This window comes from Arthrobacter sp. AG258 (genome assembly GCF_004364695.1).
Classification (GTDB): Bacteria; Actinomycetota; Actinomycetes; order Actinomycetales; family Micrococcaceae; genus Arthrobacter.
In genome coordinates, this window is record NZ_SOBI01000011.1 from 1 (window position 1) to 22,686 (window position 22,686).

Sequence of the window (22,686 nt, forward strand, 5' to 3'; positions counted from 1 at the left end):
TCTACGCCTTGGACGCCGATGGAGCCGAAGAACGTCACGAAGGGGCTGACGCCTTTTTGGTAGGTGGTGTAGGGGAGCAGGAGGGCGAGGAGGATGACGGAGCCGACGTAGAACACGGCGATGCGGAAGACCACGGAGTTGATGGCTTTGGGCATGATTTTTTCGGGGTTTTCGGTTTCGCCGGCGGCGGTGCCGACGAGTTCGATGGAGGCGTAGGCGAACAGGACCCCTTGCATGAGGATGATCATGGGCAGCAGGCCGGTGGGGAAGATCCCGCCGTGGTCGGACAGGAGGCTGATGCCGACTTGTTGGCCGTCCACGGGGGTGCCGAAGATGACGAAGTAGGTGCCGATGATCAGGAACGCGACGAGGGCGGCTACTTTGATCAGGGCGAACCAGAATTCCATTTCGCCGAAGACTTTGACCGAGACGAGGTTCAGGGCGAGGACGACGAGGAGGGCGGTCAGGGCCCAGGCCCACTGCGGGACATCGGCCATCCAGGGGATGTAGTTGCCGAAGAAGTGCATGTAGAGGGCGGCGGCGGTGATGTCCACGATGGTGGTGGTGGCCCAGTTGATCCAGTAGAACCAGCCGGAAACGAACGCGGCTTTCTCGCCGAAGAATTCACGGGCGTAGGAGACGAAGGAGCCTGAGGAGGGCCGGTGCAGGACCAGTTCGCCCAGGGCGCGCAGGATCAGGAACGCGAAGAACCCGCAGACCGCGTACGCGATGACCAGGGACGGGCCCGCGGCGTTCAGCCGGCCGCCGGCGCCCAGGAACAGGCCGGTACCGATCGCACCGCCGATCGCGATCATCTGGATCTGCCGCGGCTTGAGGTTCTTGTGGTAACCCTTGTCCTCCGCGTGCAGGGAAGTCTCGGACGCATGCGCGTGACCACCATCAATTACATGGTCCGGCTCAACCTCGTCATTGGGGTTGTTGGGCATGGGGATTCCTTTCGATCCGGAAAAGATCTTGTTGGTTGGGGAACTTAGAAGACTGACCAGCCGGTGCGGTCGGAGAGGTCGGCAAGGGCCGCCGTGCCGGCGAGGGAATTGCCTTTGGCGTCCAGGCGGGGGCTCCAGACGCAGATGGCGCACTGGCCCGGGACGATGACCAGGATGCCGCCGCCCACTCCGCTCTTGCCGGGCAGGCCCACGCGGTACGCGAACTCGCCCGCGGCGTCATACATGCCGCAGGTCAGCATGATGGAGCCGATCCGCTTGGCCTCGCTCGGGGACAACACGGCCCCCGGGGCTCCCTGGCCGTTATTGGCAAGGAACAGGCCCGCCTTGGCCAGCTGGACGCAGGTCATCATGACGGAGCACTGGCGGACGTAGTTCTCCACCACGGCCGCGGCCGGCTGGGTGAGGTTGCCGAAGTCCTTCAGGAAGTGGGCAAGGGCCAGGTTCCGGCTGCTGCCGGCCAGTTCACCGGCAGCAGCCGCCTCGTCAATGTACGGTGCCGGATCTCCCTCCCGGCCTGGTTGTCCTCCCGTACCCGCCTGCCGGGTGAGGAACTGCAGGAGGTGCCCGGCGGCGTCGGGCGTCTCTTCCATCAGGTGGTCCGTGACCACCAGGGCGCCGGCGTTGATGAAGGGATTGCGCGGGATGCCGTGCTCGGCTTCGAGCTGGACCAGTGAGTTGAAAGCCGATCCGGATGGTTCGCGCAGCACCCGTGACCACAGCAGGCCGGACCGGCCGCCCTGCAGCGCCATGGCCAGGGTGAAGACCTTGGAGATGCTCTGGATGGAGAACGGGACGTCCGCGTCGCCGGAGCTGAAGACCTTGCCGGAGGTGGTGGCAACGGCGATGCCAAAACGGTTGAAGGGGACGGCGGCCAGGACCGGGATGTTGCCGGGCACGGCACCGGCTTCCTTCCGGGGCCGGTGTTCCCGGACGATTTCCTCAAGGAGGATGTCCAGGGGCGGTGCGCTGAGGGTCGTGGTCATTTCCTGCCTGAAGTGTTGTTGGCGGCGGCCCACTCCTGGAGGTGGAGCAGTGCCACCAGTGAGTCCCGGGGACTGCCGAAGTTGAGCCCGGTCACCCGGGCGGCCTTGGCCACCCGGTAGTAGACCGTGTTTTTGTGGAGGTTCATGCCCCTGGCGCACTCGGCGACGTCGAAGGCGGCGTCGAAGTAGGCGCGGAGGGTGGCGGCGAGCTCGGCGTCCTCCTGCAGGAGCGCGGCCAGGCTGCGGTGCCGGAAGGGCGAGGCCTGGAAGTTGCGGACCGCCTCGCGGTACAGGATTTCCGCTTCGAAATCGGCCACCCCCGCCACCGTGCCCGGTTCTGCGGTGCCCACGCAGGCCAGCAGCGCCTCCGTTACACGGGTCACCGTGTTGAGGGACAGCAGGTCCGGCACCAGGGGGCCGACGGCGGCGAAGGGGGTGATGCCGAGGTGTTTTCGGGCGTCCCTGACGATTGCCTCGGCCAGGGACCGAAGCCCCGGCTCGGCGGTGCTGGACTGCAGGTCCGGCACGATGATGGCCGTGTCACCGTTGAACTGGCCCACGACGGCGGAGGCCTTGTACGCGGCGGCGTGGATGGAGGCGAGGTTGGCCAGTTCGCCGTGCTTGAGGGCGGCGTCGTCGGCACGCGAATCGGCGTCGGACATGCCCATCAGGATGAGCGCGGCAGGAGCTTCGGACGGGATTTTTCCGCTGTGCGCACCGGCGGCGGCTTCTGCCGGACCCGACAGGATCCGCGCAATCCGGTCTTCCCGCATGTGGACCGACTGCTGGTTGCGGTAGCGGATCAGTTCGGCCGAGACGCGGGCAGCGGACCCGGTCAGGACATATTCGACGTCGGGCCCGAAGCCTGCACCGGTCTCCTGGAGCCAGATGTATCCCATGATCCGCTCGCCGGCAAAGAGCGCGATGGCAACCCGCTCCCGCAGCCCGTCCTGCGGCCTCGCCGGGACGCGGACAGGTTGCCGGGTGCGGTGGAGTTCCCGGTAGGCGCCCAGGTCCTTGAGCAGCAGTTCGTACTTCCGTGGGCCGCGGCGGGCCAGGATGGACGCCTTCCGGAGCTCATCGATGTCATTGGTGACCGTGGAATAGGCAAGGACTTTGTTGGCCGCATCCTCAATGAGCACGTGGCTGGACGTAAGCCGTGCCGTGGTCTGGGCGATCGCAAACAGGTCTTCCTCGAGCAATGTCAGGACTTCGCTCTGGTAGCTGCGCGGCTGGATCCGGTCCTTGGCAATCGACAGCAGGCGGTCCCAGTCTGCGGCCGGATCCACCAGCAGCAGCCCCGACCCCGCTGCGCGCAGGAGCTCCTCTGCTTCGGCGAGGTCGTCCCGCCGGCCCTTCAGTGCGACCACCGGGGGCGGATCCGCCAGGAGGCGCCGGAGTGCCGGCAGGGCAGACCGGCCGCGGACCCCGATGAGCAGGACGAAGGCTTTGGCGGCCTCCACTGCTTCATCGTCGGCGTCGACGATCAGGAACCGTTCGATGGCCGGCGCCGAAGGGCCGGGCCGGAGGATGAGGCTGGCGAAGCCAAGGGGAAGATCCGAGAGGATGTCATCCACCGTAACCGCGGCCATGGTTGTCCTTTTGCGTTGATCCCGCCGGACGGCTCTGTCCGGTCACCTCATGCTATCCAGCGGCAGGAGGCAGGATTATGGAATCTGTTCCAAGTCCACTGGCCCATTTTTGGTTTCCGGTCTGAGGCGGACGCGCTGTCGCCGAAACAGCGTGCCCGCGCGGCAACGGCGAATGGCGGGCCGGCAGGGCCGGCCCGCCATTGGTGCGGTGTGATGGTGTGGCCGGGACGTCTAGATCCAGGCCGGTGCCGCGGGCACCGGGGTGACGGGTCCGGCGTCGTGCGTTGCCGTGGTTCCGTCCGTGCCGCGGCCGGTGGCCCACTGGGCGATGGCGGCCAGTGAACCGGACACCACGGTGGGCGACGGGCCGGCGGTGTCCCCAAACGACAAGCCGGTGCCGTCCACTGTGATGAGGAGCCCGGCATCGGTGCCGCGCACATGCCAGGCGCCGGTGATGTCCTTGAGCAGGCGTTCCAGGACGGGTGCAGGGATGTCCTTGAAGGTGGCCCCGTTGTCCAGGTCCACGGCGTGGACCCAGACTTCGCGGGTGCGCATCCACACGGTCTCTTCGGCCGGGACGGTCCTGCCCTGGACGGTTTTGACCTTGTGGTGCCAGTTGGCGGCGGGCAGGTCGCGCCATTCGACGTTCAGGTGCACGGCGGAGTGGTCGAAGAGGTTCCGCAGTGCGATCGGGGACAGCGTCGCCCCGAAGTCGATCTCATGGTTGCGGGCCTCAACGGACGGGTACATGGGTGTTTCCACCCCGGTGGCGGCCCACTCGACCAGGCGGGCGATGGCCCGGGCGTTGTAGCCCACGTGGGCTACAACGTGGCGGCGGGTCCAGCCCGGCAGCAGCGAGTCAGCGTCCAGTTCCGCGTCCATGAGCTCGTTGAGCTTGCGGGCGAAGAACGCGGTGCCGCGCCGGGCCTGCAGCAGCCCGTCCAGTAGGACGGGGTCGGTGGCCTGGTCGTGCCGGGCGACCATCAGGCTTCCTTGACCACGCGGTTGGCCAGCCGGCCCAGGCCCTCGATGGTGGTGACCAGGACCTGGCCCTCCTGCAGGTAGCGCTTGGGGTCCTGGGCGTGGCCCACGCCGCCGGGGGTGCCGGTGGCGATCACGTCGCCCGGGTTGAGGGTGACGATCGTGGAGATGTAGGAGACCAGGAATTCGGGGGTGAACACCAGGTCCGAGGTGGGGGTGGACTGCTGGACATCGCCGTCCACGGCGGAGGTCATGAGCGGGCCGGGCGTGAACTCGTCCTTGGTCACCAGGGCCGGGCCGAACGGGGTGGACTTTTCCCAGGTCTTGCCCTGCAGCCACTGGATGGTGCGGAACTGGTAGTCGCGCATGGAGATGTCGTTCAGGACGGCGTACCCGGCGATGTGGTCCGCGGCTTCGGCTTCGGGGATGCGGCGGCCGGCCTTGCCGATGACGACGGCGAGTTCGGCTTCCCAGTCCACGGTGTCCGATTCCTGCGGCAGGGCCAGGTCGTCGTTCGGTCCGATCAGGGATTCGGCGTACTTGGCGAACAGGGTGGGGTACTCGGGAACCTCGCGGCCCATCTCCTTGATGTGGTTGCGGTAGTTGTGGCCCACGCAGATGATCTTGCCGGGGGAGGGTACGACGGCGGCGAGGTCGGCGCCGGCCAGCGCGTGGGTTGCGCCGTTGGCTTCCTTGGCGGTGGTTTCCCAGGCGGGGTCCTTCAGGAGGGCCCCGACGTCGGCGAACCCCGGGATTTCGGTGAGGGTGTCACCGTCCTGGCGGACCGCCGTCGTGCTCTTGCCGTTGCCTGTGCCGTTGTTCAGGCGGAGGGTGAGGAGTTTCATTACTTGGTGCGTCCTTCGATGTAGGTGCGGTTGAAGTTCAGGCGCTCAAAGATGGGCGCGTCGCTGAACCGGAACAAATCAAACTCCGTTTGTGAACCAGCGTCGGCCTGCAGCGACCAGGCGGCCCAGGACGGGACCACGAAGAGGTCGCCCTTGGCCAGGACCTTGGTTTCGCCGTTCAGGGTCACGGTGCCCGTGCCTTCGAAGACCTGCCAGACGCTGGAGCCCACCTCGCGGACGGGCTCGGTGGTGGCGCCGGCGCGGAGGCGGTGGAACTCGGCCCGGATGGTGGGCATGACATCCCCGCCGGTGGTGGGGTTGGTGTACCGGATGGCGGCGTGGCCCTGGGACACCGTGGCGGGGTGGCCCTCGTCCTCGAGGAGCAGCTGTTCGCGCAGCGCGGCGTCGGTGTACTTCCACCGGTATGCGGCGATGGGGGAGTTGGTGGTGTCATTGAGCCCGGAGAGCGGGCGCAGCCCTGGGTGGGCCCAGAGCCGTTCGGAGCGGGAGATGTCCGGGGTGGCCTCGTCGGTGACGCGTTCGGTACCAAACTCAAAGAATCCGGCATCGGCGTAGTGCACGAACGGGATGTCCAGGCCGTCAATCCACGCCATGGGCTGGTCGGTGTCGTTGTGGTGGCCGTGGAAGTTCCAGCCCGGGGTGAGCAGGAAGTCGCCGCGGGACATCCGGACCGGGTCCCCGTTCACCACGGTCCACACGCCCTCGCCTTCGACGACGAACCGGAACGCGTTTTGGGAGTGGCGGTGCTCCGGGGCGGTCTCGCGGCCGCCCAGGTACTGGATGGCGGCCCACAGCGTGGGGGTGGCGTACGGGGTGCCGGCCAGGCCGGGGTTGGCCAGCGCGATGGCGCGGCGTTCCCCACCGCGGCCCACGGGCACCAGGTCCCCGGCGCGGGCGGCCAGCGGGTACAGGTCATCCCACCGCCACACATGCGGAACCGCCTTCGGGGACGGGACCATGGGCATCAGGTCCGCGATCTCCGTCCACAACGGAATCAGGTTCTCTTTATCGAAATCCTTGTACAGCTGCTCCAACTGGGCAGCCTCTTCCGGAGTGGGCTCGAGGACATGGTGCTCCCGGGCCACGGATTCATGTGTTTGGTTTTCAGCGCTGATCGACACTGGCCTTCTCCTTGCGTGCGGACTGACTGCGGCGTGGATTCGACCTTAGGGAAAGCGGGCTGTGATCCCCAGCATATTCTGGCAGGCAGAATATTCCTCGGAGTGGCGTGCGCCCGGGTCAGCTCCCCGCTGCGCCATCCGCCGGGTTGGCAGCGATGTCCAGCTCCAGCTGGCGCCGTGTTTCCATCATGACGCCCACCAGCCCGGCGTCGAACAGTGGCCGGAACCTGGCTACCGGAGTGGCTACGCTCAGCGCACCCACTACCATTCCCTTCCCGTTGTGCAGTGCCATGCCAAAGGCGCTGATGCCCTCCTCCGTGCCCTCGAAGTTGGCCGCGAAGCCGTTGGCGCGCACGGATTCAAGCTCGCGCAGGAACGCCGGGTACTCGGACTTGGGGATGTAGTCGCCGGCGAGCTCAGCATTCGGGCTGTGGAACAGCTGCTCGAGCATGGTGGGATCCATTTCGGCCAGGATGGCCTTGCCGCCGGAGGCCTTGTGTGCCGGGAGGAGCGTGCCCTGGCGGTCGCCAACGCGGAGGATGTTGCTGCTTTCCACCGTGTCCAGGAAACGGACCTTGGTGCCCACCCGGATCATGAGGTTGACGGTTTCGTTGGTGCGGGCGCACAGCAGTTCCATATGCGGCCGGGAGATGTCGCGCAGCTGCCTTGTCCAGCTGAACCCTGCGGGCCCCGCCCCCATGGCGGGACCGGGAACGTACCGCCGCGTTTCGTCCTGCACCGCGAAGCCCCGGTACACCAGCATGGCCAGCAGCCGGTGTGCCGTGGAGGGTGCCACGCCGAGCTCCGCCGCTGCGTCCTTGAGCCGCAGGCTCCCCACGTCCCGCAGCAGCTGGAGGAGTTGCAGGGCGTTGTCCACCGCCTCGATTGAGTAGGTGGGTTTCCGCCGGGCAGGAAGATTCTGCATGACAGAATCTTATGGGCGCGCTGGTATGACTGCCAGCACAGTGGTGGGATGAATCACACAACTTCCGCTGCAGTGCCGCAGCGCACGGCCGCCCCCGCCCGGGGCGCAGGCCTTTCCGGGTTTCCCCGGCGTTCCATGCTCGCCGTCCTGGTGTGCTGGCTGCTGGTCGTTTTCGACGGCTACGACCTGATCGTCTACGGCACCGTCCAAGTCTCGCTCATCAGCGACACCGGCTGGGGCCTGACCAAGGCGACGGCTGGAACCATCGGATCCATGGCCTTCGTGGGCATGATGATCGGAGCCGTTTTTGCCGGACGGATGGCCGACACCTGGGGCCGCCGCCGCACCATCATCGGCTGCGCCGTGGTGTTCTCCCTCTTCACCATCCTCTGTGCCTTTGCACCGAGCGCGCCGGTGTTCGGCGGCCTCCGGCTGCTGGCAGGCATTGGCCTGGGCGGCCTGGTGCCATCGGCCAACGCCTTGGTGGCCGAGCTCGTTCCGGAAAAGTGGCGGTCCACCATCGCCACCCTCATGATGTCCGGTGTCCCCATTGGCGGCTCGATCGCCGCGCTCGTGGGTATTCCGCTGATCCCGGCCTTCGGCTGGCCGGCGATGTTCCTGGTGGCCGTCGTGGCCCTGGTGGTGGTGATCCCGCTGGCGCTCCGCTACCTGCCGGAAACCCTGGCACCCAAGGCAGCCGTCGGCAGCACCGCGAAGGAGTCCGCGGGATTTGGGAGCCTGCTGAGGGCGCCCTACCTCGGCACCAGCCTGCTGTTTGCGGTGGCCACCCTGGTGACCCTGTTTGCCTGGTACGGCCTGGGAACGTGGCTGCCCAACCTGATGCAGTTGGCCGGCTACAACCTGGGCTCTGCGCTGACCTTCGCCCTGGCGCTCAACCTGGGCGCCGTGGCCGGGTCAGTGCTCACGGCCTGGGCAGGCACCCGGTTCGGTCCCATTCCCACGGCCATCGCGGCAGCGGGCGTGGCCGCCGTCGCCCTGGTGGTGCTGGTGACCGGACCGCCGGTCGCCGTCGTCTACCTCATGCTGGTGCTGGCCGGCGTGGGAACGCACGGCACCCAGTGCCTGATCATCGCCGCCGTGGCCAGCCACTACCCGGCGCACCTGCGCGGCACCGCCCTCGGCTGGGCGCTGGGCGTCGGCCGGATTGGCGCCGTGGCCGCGCCGCAGGCCGGCGGGCTCCTGCTCGCGGCGGGGCTGGGCGTCAATTCCAACTTCCTGGCCTTCGCCGGAGCAGCAGCCGCGGCGGCGGTCCTGATCGCAGCCGTCGGCACCAAAATCAAGAAATCGACAGCAGTAGGAGCTACCAATGTCTAACGTCAAAGAGTCCACCGATGTCCTCGTGGTGGGCGGCGGCATGGCCGGACTGGCCGGAGCGCTCGCCCTGCGCGAAAACGGCGCCGACGTCACGCTGGTTGAAGTGGCACCGGCCTTCGGCGAAGTGGGAGCCGGGCTGCAGATGGCCCCCAACGCCTCCCGGGTCCTCAAGCGCTGGGGACTGCTGGAGAAAGCCCTGGAAATCGGCGTCCAGCCCAAGCACCTGGTGTTCCGCGATGCGGTTACGGGGGAGGAACTGACCCGCCAGACACTGGGCGGCGAGTTCGAGGAGCGCTACGGGGCGCCCTACGTGGTGATCCACCGCAGCGACCTGCACCGGATCCTGCTCGAGGCCTGCCAGGCGGCGGGCGTCACCCTGGTGAACGATGTCCTGGTGCAGAAGGTGGAAACCGACGGCGACCGGGCCCGTGCCTACACCGCCAAGGGCGAGGTCTTCGAAGCCGACGCCATCCTGGCCGCGGACGGGCTCAAGTCCACACTGCGCGGGACCGTTGCCAACGACGGCCCGGTGAACTCGGCCTACGTGGCATACCGGGGAACCGTGCCCATCACGGAGGAGACCCCGGCAGCGGACCTGGAGGACGTCATCGTCTACCTCGGGCCGGACTGCCACCTGGTTCAGTACCCGCTGCGGAAGGGCCAACTGCTCAATACGGTTGCCGTGTTCAAGTCGGCATCATTCGAGCGCGGCGAAGAGCAATACGGCGGCGTGGACGAACTCGAGGCGGCCTACGCCGGCTGCGTCCCCGCGGTGCAGGAGGCCCTGAAGAACCTGGCCACCGGCATCCGCTGGCCCATGTACGACCGCAACCCGATCGACAACTGGGTGTCCGGCCGCATGGCGCTGATCGGCGATGCCGCCCACCCGATGCTGCAATACCTGGCCCAGGGTGCGTGCCAGGCGCTGGAGGACGCGGCAGTGCTCCAGGATGTGTCCCGGAACCAGGTTTTCACCCCCGAAGGAATCGACGCCGGTGCGTGGGAGGACGCCTTCCGCGAGTTCAATGAAACCCGCGCAGCCCGCACCGCCCGCGTGCAGCGCACCGCCAGGACCTGGGGCGAGTCCTGGCACGTGGGCGGCGTGGCCCGGGTGCTCCGGAACATGCTGTTCAAGAGCCGCGGCGACAACAACTTCCAGTACAACGACTGGCTGTACGGCCGCGGCGAGCCCGGCGTTCCGGCGGAGGTGCCGGCCGGGGCCAAGCTCGTGGAAGCCTAAGCAGCGCGATATGAAGGCGTGCGTACGACGACGGGTGGCTCCCGGCGTTGTACGCCCGCCTTTTTGCCGGGTCAGCCGGATCCTCCGTGGACCGCCCGTTGCTAGGCTTCAGATCATGGGGCAACGTTCGGGGGCAGGGCAGTGGGATGGCGGGCTGCTGAGCGCCGAACAGTCCAGGCTGGCTGAGGGGTGGCTTGGCTCGCCGAAACTTGTCGCCGACCTGTCCTGGGGGATCGTGGACACCAAGGTCCTCAAGGTCCGGACGGCCACCGGGCAGGTAATCATCAAGGCTGCCGGACCTTCGAACCACCACTTGGGCCGCGAGGTCGCGGCCCACAACGCCTACACACGGCCGCTTGCCGGGCTCGGCCGGGCAGCCCGCCTGCTTCATTCAGACCCGGACGCCAACATCCTGGTGGTTGAGTACCTTGAGGGCGTTCTGGTGGAGGGAACCCCGGCCGAGCAGGTCCCGGAGACCTACGCCCAGGCCGGCGAATTGTTGAAGGTGGTTCACAGTCAGGAGCGCCGCTGCGATGACACCTGCGAAGCGCGGGCCACGGCGAAGGCGTTTGCGTGGTTGGACCGTGACCATCGCGTCGATCCATCAATCGAGCTGGAGGCACGGAGTCGCCTTGCGGAGTACCGGCCTGCCCCCATCACCGTGGTTCCCACCCATGGTGACTGGCAGCCGCGGAACTGGCTCATCCGCAATGGCGAGCTGCGGATTATCGACTTCGGCAGGTTCGATTTCAGGCCGGCCGCCACTGATCTGTGCCGGTTGGCGGTGCAGCAATGGCGGGGAAGGCCAGAGCTGGAGAAGGCCTTCCTGGAGGGATACGGAACTGACCCCAGGTCCATGGAGGTGTGGCGCATCGACTTGCTTCGGGAAGCGATCGGCACGGCGGTCTGGGCGTACCAGGTGGGGGATGGGAACTTTGAACGCCAAGGCCACCGCATGCTTCGGGAGGCCCTGGACCGCTTCCAGCTTGACTAGCCTTCGTCGAGTCGTATGTGGTGCGCCTTTAGCAATTACTTAATGCCTTCACCCCGGGACACCGGCTGGTGCTGCCGTTTACCGTGGGTTGATCAGGCGGGGGCCGGTCCCGTCGATTCCCGGACCGTCAGGTGGGTGGGCATGACGGCGAGTTTCCGGGTGGCGCTTCCCGGCAGGGGATTGAGCTGGGCCAGGAGCATGGACACCGCCACCCTGCCCGCCTGCTCGATGGGGCTGGAGATGGTGGTCAGCGGCGGATTGCAGAAATCGGCGCCGAAGATATCGTCCGAGCCGATGATGCTCATGTCCGCAGGCACCCGGATCCCGCGGGCCTTCAGGCGCTGGAGCATGCCGATGGCGAGCAGGTCGTTGAACACGATGCAGGCGGTGGCCCCGGTGCGGACAGCGGCATCCGCCGCGGCCGCCCCGGACGTTGTCTTTGGCGCGTAGGGGCCAATCCGGTGGACTTCCATCCCCCGCTTCGTGGCGTCCTCTTCGAACACCTTCCATCGCATCTGGTTTGACCAGGAGGTGGGAGGCCCGGCAACGTAGCAGACCTTGTGATGGCCCAGCGATGCCAGGTGCTCCAGCGCCTGGATGATGGCCGACGGCGTATCGATCATCACGGTGGGAGCGCTGGTGGACGCGCGGTTGAACGTGACCAGGGGCTGTGTTTGGGAGACCTCCGTCAGCTGGGCGTCGGTCAGGCGGGACGCTGCCAGGATGAAGCCATCGGCCGACTTGCGCATTTTGTGCAGCGCATCCAGTTCCATCTCGCTGGACTCCTCCGTGTCCACCAGGAGCTGTGTCACGCCGGCTGCCTTGAGCTGGTGCTGGGTACCCCGGATGATGTCGAAGTAGAACGGGTTGGTGATGTCGGGCACCAGTACGGCCACGGCGTTCGTCCGCCCCGAGCTGAGGCCGCGCGCCTGGGAGCTGGGAATGTAGTTGAGTTCAGCGGCTGCCTCTTCGATCCGGACCCGCGTCCGGGGATTCACCCGCTCGGGCCGAGAGAGGGCCCTGGAGACCGTGGACGTGGCGACGCCGGCGAGCTCGGCGACATCCCGGATGGTGGGCGGACGGTCCCGCCGGGCGTTCGCGTCCCCGGCACCCTGCGGAGCGGCTTCCACCGATGGATTAGCCATAGTTGCCGACCTTTCATCGCTGGCTTGGGGAATCCGCCGGCAGCATTCCGACCGGCGTTTCCCCGACTTTGGATGATCCAATGACACCATTCTTGGCAACTTTTGGCAACCGCTTGCCGCAAGCTTTCCAATTTCCTAGACTGACTCTCGAGTCGCCTGCAGTGATTTCCGCCACAAGACGGATGTGGCCATGCGGGTGTCCTAGAGGAGAAAAAACAATGAGGTTTAAATCGACTACTGGGCTTGCGGCGATCGTCACGGCTGCAGCGCTCGCCTTGACCGGGTGTGGATCGAGCTCCGGCAACGGGGGCGGCTCAACCAGCTCGGACGGCAAAGTGGACGGCACCGGCAAGACGCTGAGCGTCTTGGTGAACGTTTCCAGCCAGTACCCGGAACAGCAGAAGCAGTGGCAGTCCGATATTGCCGCGAAGTTCAAGGCCGAGACCGGCGCCGACGTGAAGTTCGAAACTTTCGCTTCGGCCAACGATGAACTCACGCGCATCCAAACATCCGTGGTCTCCGGCCAGGGCCCGGACGTCTACAGCCTGGGAACCACGTTCACCCCCACGGCATATGCCACCAAGGCCTTCGTGACCCTCTCCGACGACGACTGGAAGAAGGTGGGCGGCAAGGACCGCTTCAACCCGGCAACCCTGGGAATCTCCGGACCGGACAAGGACCACCTTGCCGGCATCCCGTTCGTCAGCCGGCCGTTCGTCATGGCGTACAACAAGGACCTGTTGGCTGCGGCAGGCATCGACAAGCCTGCCACCAACTGGGATGACCTGGCCGCGCAGGCGAAGAAGATGACCAAGGACGGCACTTACGGCATCGCCACGGGATACAAGGACAGCTTCGATCCCTGGAAGTTCATCTGGGCCATGTCCGTCCAGGCCGGAAACCCGCTGGTGGACGGCAACAAGCTGAAGATGGATGACCCCACGGTCAAGAAGGCCTACGAAACGTACTTCGGCTGGCTCACCAACGACAAAGTGGTCGACCCCGCATCGATTGGCTGGAGCAACAGCAACGCCGTGGCCGCCTTCGCCAGCGGCAAGGCCGGATACCTGATGATGACCACGTCCAGCTCGATTCCCACCCTGGACAAGTCAGCCGTCGCTGGCAAGTACGAATACGCCCTGATGCCCACGATCGCTCCGGGCCAGACCCAGTCCAAGTCCGACGGCGACGCCGCCAGCATCCTCTCCGGCGACAACCTGGTGGTGGCCGACTACTCCAAGCAAAAGGACCTGGCCTTCGCCTACATCAAGCTGATCACCTCCAAGGACGAACAGCTGAACTACCAGAAGGTCTTCGGTGACCTCCCGGCCAACGCCGAGGCCCTCGCCACCCTGACCGATGCCAAGCTCAAGCCACTGGCCGATGCCGCCGCCAAGTCCAAGGCCACCCCGTTCACGGGCGCCTGGGGCGATATCCAGCTGGGCCTGCTCAACGTCACTGTCCAGTCGATCCCGGACCTGGCCGCCGGCAAGGTGGACGGATCCGCCCTCGATACGCGGATCAAAGACGCCCAAAACAAGGGCCAGGCTTCCCTGGACCGGGCCTCCAAAGGATAAGTTCTGATGTCAACCGACGCCTCTCATGAAGTACGGCCTGCGGTGGAATCCGCCGCAGGCCGGGCTCCCCGGACCGCCAATGACGCCGGGCAGCAGCCCGGCCCCAAGGACGGCCCGCGGCGCAAGGGCCTGAGCGAGCGGAACCGTCCGCTCTGGATGCTGATCCCCGGCGGGGTCCTGATGATCATCATCATCGTGGTGCCGCTGCTGCTGGGCATTTACATGTCCATCCTCAACCTGGACCAGTACACGCTGCGGAAGTGGGTCAGTGCACCAATCATCGGAGTCGAAAACTTCGTTGAAGCCGTCACCAACTCGCCGCTGCTGCACGCCGTGTGGCTCAGCGTCAGCTACTCGCTGCTTGCGATGGTGGTGACCCTGCCGCTGGGCATTGCCGCGGCAGTGGCAACCCAGAATGCATTCAAGGGCCGCGCGCTGATCCGCTCGGTGTTCCTCATCCCGTATGTCCTGCCGTCCTTCGTGGTGGCCACCGTCTGGCGGACCATGCTCCAGCCCGGCGGCATCGTGGACGAGGCCTTGGCCACCGTGGGAATCCACGTGGGACTCTGGCTCAACGGACCACAAACGTTCTGGACGCTGGTCCTGGTCCAGATCTGGGCTTCCTGGCCGTTCATCTACCTGCTGGCGTTGTCCGGCCTGCAGTCAGTGGACCATGAGGTGCACGAGGCCTCAGCCCTGGACGGGGCGCTGTGGTGGAACAAGCTCCGCTACGTGATCTTCCCGTACCTGAAGGGCCCGCTGGCCCTGGCCTTCCTGATCGGAATGCTGCACCACATCAACAACTTCACGCTTCCGTTCGTGCTGTTCGGGGTCCCGGCGCCGTCGGACGTGGAAGTCCTCCCCATCCTGACCTACGTCACCAGCTTCCAGAGCTTCCGCTTTGGCCTGAGTGCTGCGATGGCCTTCATTTCCCTGGTGCTCATCGCCATCCCGCTGTTCGTCTACCTCCGCGCCGTGAAGCTTGACGACGCCGACACCCCAGGAGCGAAGAAATGAGCGCCACCATCGCCGGTCGCCGCAGCGCGCCGACCGCGGACGTCGACCGTCCGGGCTCACACCGCCAGCACGAGGTGCTGCGGCTCCTGCCCGGCCCCCTGCTGGTCATCATCCTTGTCTTCCTGGGTGCACTCGTACTGATTCCGGTGCTCTATATCTTCCTGGCCTCGGTGAATTCTGACATCGGCGTTGCCAACGGCGAGTTCTGGCCGTCGTCGGTGACCTTCGAGAACTACTCGAAGATCTGGACCAGCGTGGGCCTGGCCACCGGCCTGACCAACAGTGTCCTGGTGGCCGGATCAACCGCCGTCGTATCCGCGGCCTTGTCCGTTTCCACCGCGTTCGTCCTGGTCCGGTACAGCTTCCGTGGCAGGCTCAGCATCCTGCGCGGCCTGCTGGCACTGCAGTCCGTCCCCGGAACCCTGATGGTGCTGCCGGTGTTCGTGCTCTTTTCCTCGGCGGCAACCTACCTCGGCATCCAGGTGATCGGGACCCAGTGGGGCCTGTTCGTGACCTACCTGACCTTCGCCATGCCGTTCTCCACCTGGGTGATGGTCACCTACCTGCGCGGGCTCCCCAAGGAACTGGAGGAAGCAGCCAAGATCGACGGCGCGTCAAACCTCGGCGTCCTCTTCCGCATCGTGCTGCCCCTGAGCTGGCCCGGCATCGTCGTCTCCGGCATCTTCGCCTTCCTGCTCGGCTGGAACGACGTACTCTTCGCCTCGGTGATGACGCGCCCCGAAAGCCAGACCGCCGCCGTCGCCCTGCAAATCTTTGGTGCCTCGCAGGAAGGCGGCGCCATTCCCTACTACGGCCAGATGATGGCCGCAGCCCTGGTGTGTGCAGCGCCAGTGGTCATTCTCTACCTGATTTTCCAGCGTTACCTAGTAGGCGGGCTGACCGCCGGAGGAGTTAAATAACCATGGTCTCGACCACCCAGGTCACGTGGCAGCTGTCAGGTTTCGGCGACGAAATCGACGACGACCCCGCAGTCCAGATCGCCGTGCTGCAGGCCCTCGGCGCCAACCACATCGAGGTCCGCAGCGCATGGGGAACCAACATTGTGGACCTCAGCGACGAACAGCTCCAGGCACTCGCCGCCCTGCTGGCAGATAAGGGCATGAAGGTCTCGGCCATTGCCTCGCCCATTGGAAAAGTGGACGTCAGCCTCCCGGTGGAGCATGAGGTGGAGCGGTTGCGCCGGGCGGTCAATGCCGCCAAGGTCCTGGACGCGAAGTACATCCGCATCTTCTCCTTCTACTACGGCGAGTCAGTCCAGGTGGACAGCATCCGCGATGACGTCATCGAGCGCATGCGCGCCCTGGCCGGCGTGGCCGAGGAAGCCGGCGTGATCCTCCTGCACGAAAACGAGAAGGACATCTTCGGAGACGTCCCGGACCGTGTCCTGGACATCATCGAGACCGTGGACTCGCCCGCCCTGAAAGTGGCCTGGGACGCTGCAAACTTCGTCCAGGTGGGCGTCAAGCCCTTCGACGAGGGATACGCCAAGCTGCGCCCGCACCTGGAATACCTCCAGGTCAAGGATGCCCTCTTCGCCAACGGCCACGTGGTGCCTGCCGGCGAGGGCGACGGGGACGTCCTGAAGACCGTGGAGGCGCTCAAGGCGGACGGCTACGAAGGCTTCGCTTCCCTTGAGCCGCACCTCGCCGGTGCCCACGGCCTGGGCGGATTCTCCGGCCCCACGGCCTTCGGAATCGCAGCCCGCGCCTTCGCCAAAGTCACCGCAGAAGCAGGAGTCCAGACCGCATGAGCACCTTGAATGCAGCCATCACCGGGTGCGGCGTCATTGGCCGCACGCACGCCGTAGCCCTCCGCGAATTCCCGGAAGTCCGCATCGTCGCCCTCATCGATGCCATCCCGGCGGCCGCCGAAGCACTCGCGGACTTCATCGAACAGCAGGGCGGTACGCGGCCGGCCCTGTACACCACCCAGGCCGAGGCCTTCGCCGCCGAAGACATCCACCTCGTGGCACTGGCGACTCCCAGCGGCCTGCACATCCAGCAGAGCCTGGAGGTGCTGGCGGCAGGCAAGCACGTGGTCATCGAAAAGCCCCTCGACGTGGACCTCAGCCGCGCCCAGGAAATCGAGGCAGCCGCGAAGGAAGCGGCGGGCAAAGGCATCGTTGCCTCGGTCATCAGCCAGCACCGGTTCGACCAGTCCAGCGTCGCCGTGTCCCGCGCCATCGCCGATGGCCGGTTCGGCAAGCTGACCTCCGCCATCGCCTCGGTGGCATGGTGGCGCAGCCAGGGCTACTACGACTCCGGCGACTGGCGCGGCACGTGGTCGATGGACGGCGGCGGCGCCCTCATGAACCAGGGCGTGCACACCGTGGACCTGCTTTTGTGGTTCATGGGACGGCCGGTGGAGATCTTCGCGCACACCGCCCGCCTCGCCCACGAACGCATCGAAGTGGAGGACACGGCGGTAGCCACCGTGACCTTCGAGAACGGCGGCCTGGCTGTCCTTCACGCCACCACTGCCGCCTACCCGGGACTGACCGTGCGCGTGCAGCTCATGGGCTCCGAGGGCTCGGCCGTGGTGGACAACGACCGGCTGGAGTACTTCCACAGCAGGGCCGCAGGCGGCGCCTCGGCGGACATGGGACTCCAGGGCGGCGGCAACCAGTCGGAGGAAGAACTCGCCAAGTACCCCGAGGAAGACTACAAAGCAGCCGACCCCACCGTGTACCCGGCCGGCCACGTCCGTCAGTACCGGGACATCCTGGCCGCGATCGCCGGTGGGAAGCAGCCAGGAGTCACGGTCAGCGACGCCGTCAATGCCCTTGCCGCGGTGCGTTCGGTATACGTCTCGGCCACCCTCGGCCAGCCCGTCCTCTTCGAGGATGTTTTGGCAGGCAAGTACAACGACCTCGAAGTCCACACCGGCAGCACGGCAGAAAGCGCCTGACACCATGAAGTTTTCAGTATTTACCGCATCAACCCCCGAGTGGACCCCCGAGGAGGCCGTCCAGCAGCTTGCCGGACAGGGCTGGGACGGCGTCGAATGGCGCATCACGGACCAGGCGGACGCCCCCGAGCCCGGCTTCTGGGCCGGGAACAAAGCAACCGTGCCGCTGGCCGGAATGGAAGACCACCTGGACCGGATCGCCGCCATTACCAGCCACGCCGGCCTGGAGTTCTCCGGCGTCGGCGGGTATGCGCGGTGCGACAACCATGACGATGTGGACCGCATGCTCGCCGCCACCGCCAAGCTCGGCGCCGGCCAGGTGCGGGTGACCACGCCGCCGCTCGGAACCGCCGCCTGGGGCAACGAACCGGCCAGCGGCACCCCCTACCCGGAACTCTTCGCCGCTGCCCGCCGCGATTTCGAATGGATCGCCGAGCGGGCGGCGCACCACGGAGTGAAGGCGCTCGTGGAGCTGCACCACCGCACCATCACCGCGTCGGCATCATCGGCGCTGCGGCTCTTGGACGGCCTGGACCCCCGGCACGTCGGCGTCATCCACGACCTGGGAAACCTGCTGATCGAAGGGCAGGAAGACTACCTGCCCGCCTTCGAGCTCCTCGGCGACTACCTGGCGCACGTGCACGTGAAGAACGCGGTGTGGGTGGACAGCGGCGAGACCGACGAGTCAGGGGCAGCCATTTTCAAGAACGAGTGGGCGCCCCTGCGCGCGGGCCAGGGCAGCGTCCTGCAGTACTTCAAGGCGCTCGCCGCCTTCGGATACGACGGCTGGGTGACCGTGGAGGACTTTTCCACTGAGCTGCCGCTGGCCGAACGGACCGCCGGGAACCTCGAGTACCTCCGCGCCACGGCCGCCTTGGCTGGGCTCAATGTCGCAGCCGGGAGGCGTTGAGCCATGGCGCAGACCATAGCGGACCACCCGGACCGGCTCCTGCCCGCCGATCCCGCGGTCCGGGACATTGCCCGCTCGCTCTTCTCCCGGGTGGAAGGGCTCCCCATCATCTCCCCGCACGGGCACGTCGACGCTGCCGTTATCGAACAGAACACGCCGTTCCCTGACCCGGCCGCGCTCCTGGTCACTCCGGACCATTACGTCACCCGCCTGATCCACGCCGGCGGGGTGACCATGGACCAGCTGGGCCTGGGCAACCAGCCCGCAGAGTCGCGGCAGGTCTGGCGGCACTTCTGTGAAGCATGGCCGGCTTTCGAGGGAACCGCCTCCGGGTACTGGATCCGGCAGGAGTTTGCCCATGTCTTCGGCCTGGCCGAGGAACCGTCCGGCCAGAACGCCGACCAGCTCTATGATGCCCTGCAGGCCAAATTGTCCGAGCCCGGTTTCCGGCCACGGGAACTGTTCAAGGAATTCAACATCGAGGTGCTCGCCACCACGGATGACCCGCTGGATTCGCTGGACAGCCACGCTGCGCTGCACGCGGACCCCGCGTTCGCCGGCCGGGTGCTGCCCACCTTCCGGCCGGACCAGTACTTGAACATGGCACATCCGGCCTGGCAGGAGAACGTGGAACACCTCCTCGGCTCTGCGGGGGAGGGTGCCACCGGCTACGCCGGGTACATCAAGGCACTTGAGTCGCGGCGCCGGCACTTCGTGGAGCGCGGCGCCGTCTCCGCCGACCACGGGGTGTTCACGCCTGCCACCCTGAAACTGGACGACGGCGAGGCCGAGCGGCTTTTTGAGCGCGGCAGGACGGGCCAGGCGAGCGCCCGGGACAGGGACGCCTTCGAAGCCCACATGCTGTACCAGATGGCCAGGATGTCGGTGGAGGACGGGCTGGTCATGACCATCCACCCGGGCTCCTTCCGGAACCACCACGCACCCACGTTCGAGGCCTTTGGCGCCGATACCGGGCACGACATCCCGGTGGCGGTGAACTACACCGAAGCCATCCGGCCGCTGCTGCAGGACTTTGGCACGGCAAAGGACTTCCACCTGGTCCTGTTCACCCTGGATGAGACCGTCTTCTCCCGCGAACTGGCGCCGCTGGCCGGGTTCTACCCGTCGGTCTACCTCGGTGCGCCCTGGTGGTTCCTGGACGCCCCGGACGCCATGCTGCGCTTCCGGTCCGCGGTGACGGAGACCGCGGGTTTCTCGCGGTCCTCCGGGTTCATCGATGACACCCGCGCCTTCTGCTCCATTCCGGCCCGCCACGACACGGCCCGGCGGATCGAGGCGTCCTTCCTGGCCCGCCTGGTGGCCGAACACCGGGTCACCGAGGAACGGGCACACGAACTTATCGTGGACATCGTGGACGGGTCGCCACGGAGGGTGTTCAAGCTGTGAACGCCGCGCTGCCTGCACTCAACCGCAGCCTGAAGCCGCTGCCCAAGCCTCCGGTGCGCATCGTGCACCTTGGGCTGGGGGCGTTCCACCGCTCCCACCAGGCCTGGTATACCCAGCACGCCCCGGACGCGGCGGAGTGGGGGATCGCGGCGTTCACGGGGCGCCGGCCCGACGCCGCGGCAGCGCTGTCCCGCCAGGACTGCCTCTACACGCTGGTGGAGCGGTCGGCCCGCGGGGACAGCTTCGAAGTCATCGGCAGCATTGTGGAAGCGGTGGATGGCGCCAACACGGCACGGCTCTGCGAGCTTGTCGCGGCGAAGGAGACAGCGGTGGTCACGCTGACCATCACCGAGGCAGCCTACGGGCTGGCCGCGGATGGAACGTTCGACGCCGGCGCTCCAGGCACGGCGGATGATCTCCGGGCGCTGTCGGCAGCAGCGTCCGGGGAGGCCGGAGTGCCCGGCACTCCGCTGGGCCGCCTGGTGTTGGCCCTTGCCAGGCGCCGGGCCAGCGGCGCGGGACCCATCGCCGTCGTCAGCTGCGACAACTTGTCCGCAAACGGTGAAGTTGCCCGCCGGGCCGTCCTGGGACTGGCCTCCGGATGGGGTTCCGGGCTGGCCGGATGGATCGAGGCGAACGTCAGCTTTGTCAGCACGTCCGTGGACAGGATTACGCCGCGGACCACTGAGGCGGACATCGCAGAGGTGGAAGAGCAATGCGGTTACAGCGACAATTCGCCGGTGGTGGCTGAACCTTTCCGGAACTGGGTGCTCAGCGGGGACTTCCCGGCCGGGCGTCCCCGCTGGGAGGAGGCCGGCGCCGTCGTGGTCGGTGACATCGAGCCCTATGAGAACCGGAAGCTGTGGCTCCTCAACGGCTCGCATTCCATCCTTGCCTACGCGGGACAGCTCCGCGGGCATGCCACCGTGGCGGACGCCCTGGCAGACCCCCTCTGCCGGAAAGCGGTGGAGGACTTCTGGGACGAGGCAGCCCGTCACCTGCAGGGGGAAGGGCTGGACATTCCGACGTACCGCCGGGCCCTGCTGGACCGCTTCGGAAACGCGCGTATCGCCCACCGGCTCGCACAGATCGCGGCCGATGCCACCACCAAGCTGCGCATGCGCGCGGTACCCGTGATGGCGGCGGAACGGGCCGACGGCCGCAGTGGCGCGGGCAGCGCTTTGATGCTTGCCGCCTGGATTGACTACGTCACCGCGGGAAACGACTTCCAGGATCCGCTCGCCGCCGACATCCAGGCTGCCGTGGCACTTGACGGAACCAATCGGGTGCAGGGTTTGCTTCGCCTCGTCAGCGCTGCCCTCGCAGAGGACCCTGACGTTGTCGCCCTTGTTTCCCGGCTGCTCGGATCCTTCGCAATGGCCCCGGCCGCCAGCCCCGCACGTACCTGAATCACGCTTTTACTTCCGGAAGGAACAGTTAGTCCCATGAAAATCATTGCCGCCGACGTCTTCGTTACCAGCCCCACCCGAAACTTCGTGACCCTCCGGATCACCACGGACGACGGCGTGACGGGTATCGGCGACGCCACCCTGAACGGCCGCGAGCTCGCCGTCGCCGCCTATCTCAAGGAACACGTCGCGCAGCTGCTGATCGGGAAGGACCCGCACCGGATCGAGGACACCTGGCAGTTCCTGTACCGGAGCGCGTACTGGCGCCGTGGCCCGGTCACCATGGCGGCCATCGCCGCCGTGGACATGGCGCTGTGGGACATCAAGGGCAAGGTTGCCGGGCTTCCCGTGTACCAGCTGCTGGGCGGGGCGTCCCGGAACGGGCTGCGCGCCTACGGCCACGCGTCCGGCTCGGACATCGAGTCGCTGTTCGATTCCGTGCGGGAGCATTTGGAGCTCGGCTACAAGTCCATCCGGATCCAGACCGCCATCCCGGGGATCAAAGCCGTCTACGGCGTGGCTGCCCAGGCACAGGCATCGGGGGAGCGGTATGACTACGAGCCCGCCGGCCGGGGAGCGTTCCCGCAGGAAGAGGACTGGGACACCCGCGCCTACCTTCGGCACCTGCCCACGGTCTTCGAGGCTGTCCGGAACGAGTTCGGCCCCGAGATCCCGCTGCTGCATGACGGGCACCACCGGATGACGCCCATCCAGGCCGCGAAACTGGGCAAGGCCCTGGAGCCGTACGACCTGTTCTGGCTGGAGGACTGCACTCCGGCGGAGAACCAGGAGGGCCTGCGCCTGGTCCGCCAGCACACCACCACACCGCTGGCGATCGGTGAAATCTTCAACACCGTGTTCGACTTCCAGACGCTGATCAAGGAACAGCTGATCGACTATGTCCGGGCAGCGTCCACGCACTTCGGCGGGATTTCGCCGCTGAAGAAGGTCATGGACTTCGCGGCGCAGTACCAGATCAAGTCCGGTTTCCACGGCCCCACGGATATTTCCCCCGTGGGCTTCGCCGCGCAGCTGCATGTGGGCCTTGCCATCCACAACTACGGCATCCAGGAGTACATGCAGCACTCGGACAAGACCAACGAGGTCTTCGAACAGTCCATGACGTTCACGGACGGCTACCTGCACCCCGGCGACAAGCCCGGCATCGGCGTCGAATTCAACGAGGAAGCAGCCGCCGCCTACCCCTACCAGCAGGCCTACCTGCCCTACAACCGCCTGGTCGACGGCACGGTGCATGACTGGTGAGGCTGGCCACGACTGGTAAGGA

Annotated in this window: 20 protein-coding genes; 12 read left to right on the top strand and 8 right to left on the bottom strand. The window is 66.7% G+C overall.

Translation table 11 applies throughout. From position 1 onward, the window contains the following. The 7 genes from DFO47_RS19200 to DFO47_RS19230 all read right to left on the bottom strand — a co-directional run. Positions 1-947 (bottom strand): amino acid permease (locus tag DFO47_RS19200; protein WP_133832658.1); only part of this gene is annotated, 947 nt, incomplete at its 3' end. Positions 948-991: 44 nt separating this feature from the next. After that, positions 992-1,951 carry a glutaminase gene (locus DFO47_RS19205; RefSeq protein ID WP_133832659.1) on the bottom strand — a complete coding sequence of 320 codons (960 nt, stop codon included), beginning with the start codon at positions 1,949-1,951 and terminating at the stop codon, positions 992-994. After that, positions 1,948-3,543, bottom strand: coding sequence for a helix-turn-helix domain-containing protein (locus DFO47_RS19210; RefSeq protein WP_133832660.1), 1,596 nt, complete (start codon positions 3,541-3,543; stop codon positions 1,948-1,950). Before DFO47_RS19210 ends, DFO47_RS19205 begins: the two co-directional genes overlap by 4 nt. A gap of 231 nt (positions 3,544-3,774) precedes the next feature. After that, on the bottom strand, positions 3,775-4,527 hold the full coding sequence (locus DFO47_RS19215; RefSeq protein WP_109044780.1) for a maleylpyruvate isomerase family mycothiol-dependent enzyme: 753 nt from the start codon (positions 4,525-4,527) through the stop codon (positions 3,775-3,777). Continuing rightward, a complete protein-coding gene (locus DFO47_RS19220; RefSeq protein WP_133832661.1) occupies positions 4,527-5,369 on the bottom strand; it encodes a fumarylacetoacetate hydrolase family protein in 843 nt (280 codons plus the stop codon). The genes DFO47_RS19215 and DFO47_RS19220 overlap by 1 nt, the downstream gene beginning before the upstream one ends. After that, on the bottom strand, positions 5,369-6,511 hold the full coding sequence (locus tag DFO47_RS19225) for a cupin domain-containing protein (protein WP_133832662.1): 1,143 nt from the start codon (positions 6,509-6,511) through the stop codon (positions 5,369-5,371). Before DFO47_RS19225 ends, DFO47_RS19220 begins: the two co-directional genes overlap by 1 nt. A 118-nt stretch (positions 6,512-6,629) precedes the next feature. After that, positions 6,630-7,436: an IclR family transcriptional regulator gene (locus DFO47_RS19230; RefSeq protein ID WP_133832663.1), complete on the bottom strand. Its 807-nt coding sequence runs from the start codon at positions 7,434-7,436 to the stop codon at positions 6,630-6,632. Positions 7,437-7,484: 48 nt separating this feature from the next. Between DFO47_RS19230 and DFO47_RS19235 the strand changes: the two genes are divergently transcribed. The 3 genes from DFO47_RS19235 (at position 7,485) to DFO47_RS19245 (ending at position 11,005) form a co-directional block, all read left to right on the top strand. Then, complete coding sequence (locus tag DFO47_RS19235; RefSeq protein ID WP_133832664.1) at positions 7,485-8,771, top strand: aromatic acid/H+ symport family MFS transporter; 1,287 nt, start codon at positions 7,485-7,487, stop codon at positions 8,769-8,771. After that, entirely contained in the window at positions 8,764-10,011 is a 1,248-nt protein-coding gene (locus tag DFO47_RS19240) for an FAD-dependent oxidoreductase (RefSeq protein WP_018762448.1), read from the top strand. Before DFO47_RS19235 ends, DFO47_RS19240 begins: the two co-directional genes overlap by 8 nt. 115 nt (positions 10,012-10,126) lie before the next feature. Continuing rightward, positions 10,127-11,005: a phosphotransferase gene (locus DFO47_RS19245; protein ID WP_133832665.1), complete on the top strand. Its 879-nt coding sequence runs from the start codon at positions 10,127-10,129 to the stop codon at positions 11,003-11,005. Between the two features lie 92 nt (positions 11,006-11,097). On the opposite strand, the gene DFO47_RS19250 is transcribed toward DFO47_RS19245, so the two are convergent. Further along, positions 11,098-12,150: a LacI family DNA-binding transcriptional regulator gene (locus DFO47_RS19250; RefSeq protein WP_043424119.1), complete on the bottom strand. Its 1,053-nt coding sequence runs from the start codon at positions 12,148-12,150 to the stop codon at positions 11,098-11,100. 218 nt (positions 12,151-12,368) lie between these two features. Here DFO47_RS19250 and DFO47_RS19255 point away from each other — a divergent pair, with 218 nt between their 5' ends. The 9 genes from DFO47_RS19255 to manD are packed head-to-tail and all read left to right on the top strand — an operon-like array spanning position 12,369 to position 22,664. After that, complete coding sequence (locus DFO47_RS19255) at positions 12,369-13,727, top strand: extracellular solute-binding protein (RefSeq protein WP_208294436.1); 1,359 nt, start codon at positions 12,369-12,371, stop codon at positions 13,725-13,727. A 6-nt stretch (positions 13,728-13,733) separates the two neighbouring features. Then, on the top strand, positions 13,734-14,744 hold the full coding sequence (locus tag DFO47_RS19260; RefSeq protein WP_018762444.1) for a sugar ABC transporter permease: 1,011 nt from the start codon (positions 13,734-13,736) through the stop codon (positions 14,742-14,744). Then, on the top strand, positions 14,741-15,664 hold the full coding sequence (locus DFO47_RS19265) for a carbohydrate ABC transporter permease (RefSeq protein ID WP_018762443.1): 924 nt from the start codon (positions 14,741-14,743) through the stop codon (positions 15,662-15,664). Before DFO47_RS19260 ends, DFO47_RS19265 begins: the two co-directional genes overlap by 4 nt. A gap of 2 nt (positions 15,665-15,666) precedes the next feature. Then, on the top strand, positions 15,667-16,515 hold the full coding sequence (locus tag DFO47_RS19270) for a sugar phosphate isomerase/epimerase family protein (RefSeq protein WP_109044772.1): 849 nt from the start codon (positions 15,667-15,669) through the stop codon (positions 16,513-16,515). Next, entirely contained in the window at positions 16,512-17,672 is a 1,161-nt protein-coding gene (locus DFO47_RS19275; RefSeq protein WP_133832666.1) for a Gfo/Idh/MocA family oxidoreductase, read from the top strand. The genes DFO47_RS19270 and DFO47_RS19275 overlap by 4 nt, the downstream gene beginning before the upstream one ends. 4 nt (positions 17,673-17,676) lie before the next feature. After that, positions 17,677-18,582 (top strand): sugar phosphate isomerase/epimerase family protein, encoded by a 906-nt coding sequence (locus DFO47_RS19280; protein WP_133832667.1) that lies wholly within the window; start codon positions 17,677-17,679, stop codon positions 18,580-18,582. A 3-nt stretch (positions 18,583-18,585) separates the two neighbouring features. Beyond that, positions 18,586-19,989 carry a glucuronate isomerase gene (uxaC, locus tag DFO47_RS19285; protein WP_133832668.1) on the top strand — a complete coding sequence of 468 codons (1,404 nt, stop codon included), beginning with the start codon at positions 18,586-18,588 and terminating at the stop codon, positions 19,987-19,989. Then, positions 19,986-21,398: a mannitol dehydrogenase family protein gene (locus DFO47_RS19290; protein ID WP_133832669.1), complete on the top strand. Its 1,413-nt coding sequence runs from the start codon at positions 19,986-19,988 to the stop codon at positions 21,396-21,398. Before uxaC ends, DFO47_RS19290 begins: the two co-directional genes overlap by 4 nt. A 36-nt stretch (positions 21,399-21,434) precedes the next feature. Next, entirely contained in the window at positions 21,435-22,664 is a 1,230-nt protein-coding gene (gene manD / locus DFO47_RS19295) for a D-mannonate dehydratase ManD (protein WP_109044767.1), read from the top strand. The last annotated feature ends 22 nt before the right edge of the window (positions 22,665-22,686 follow it).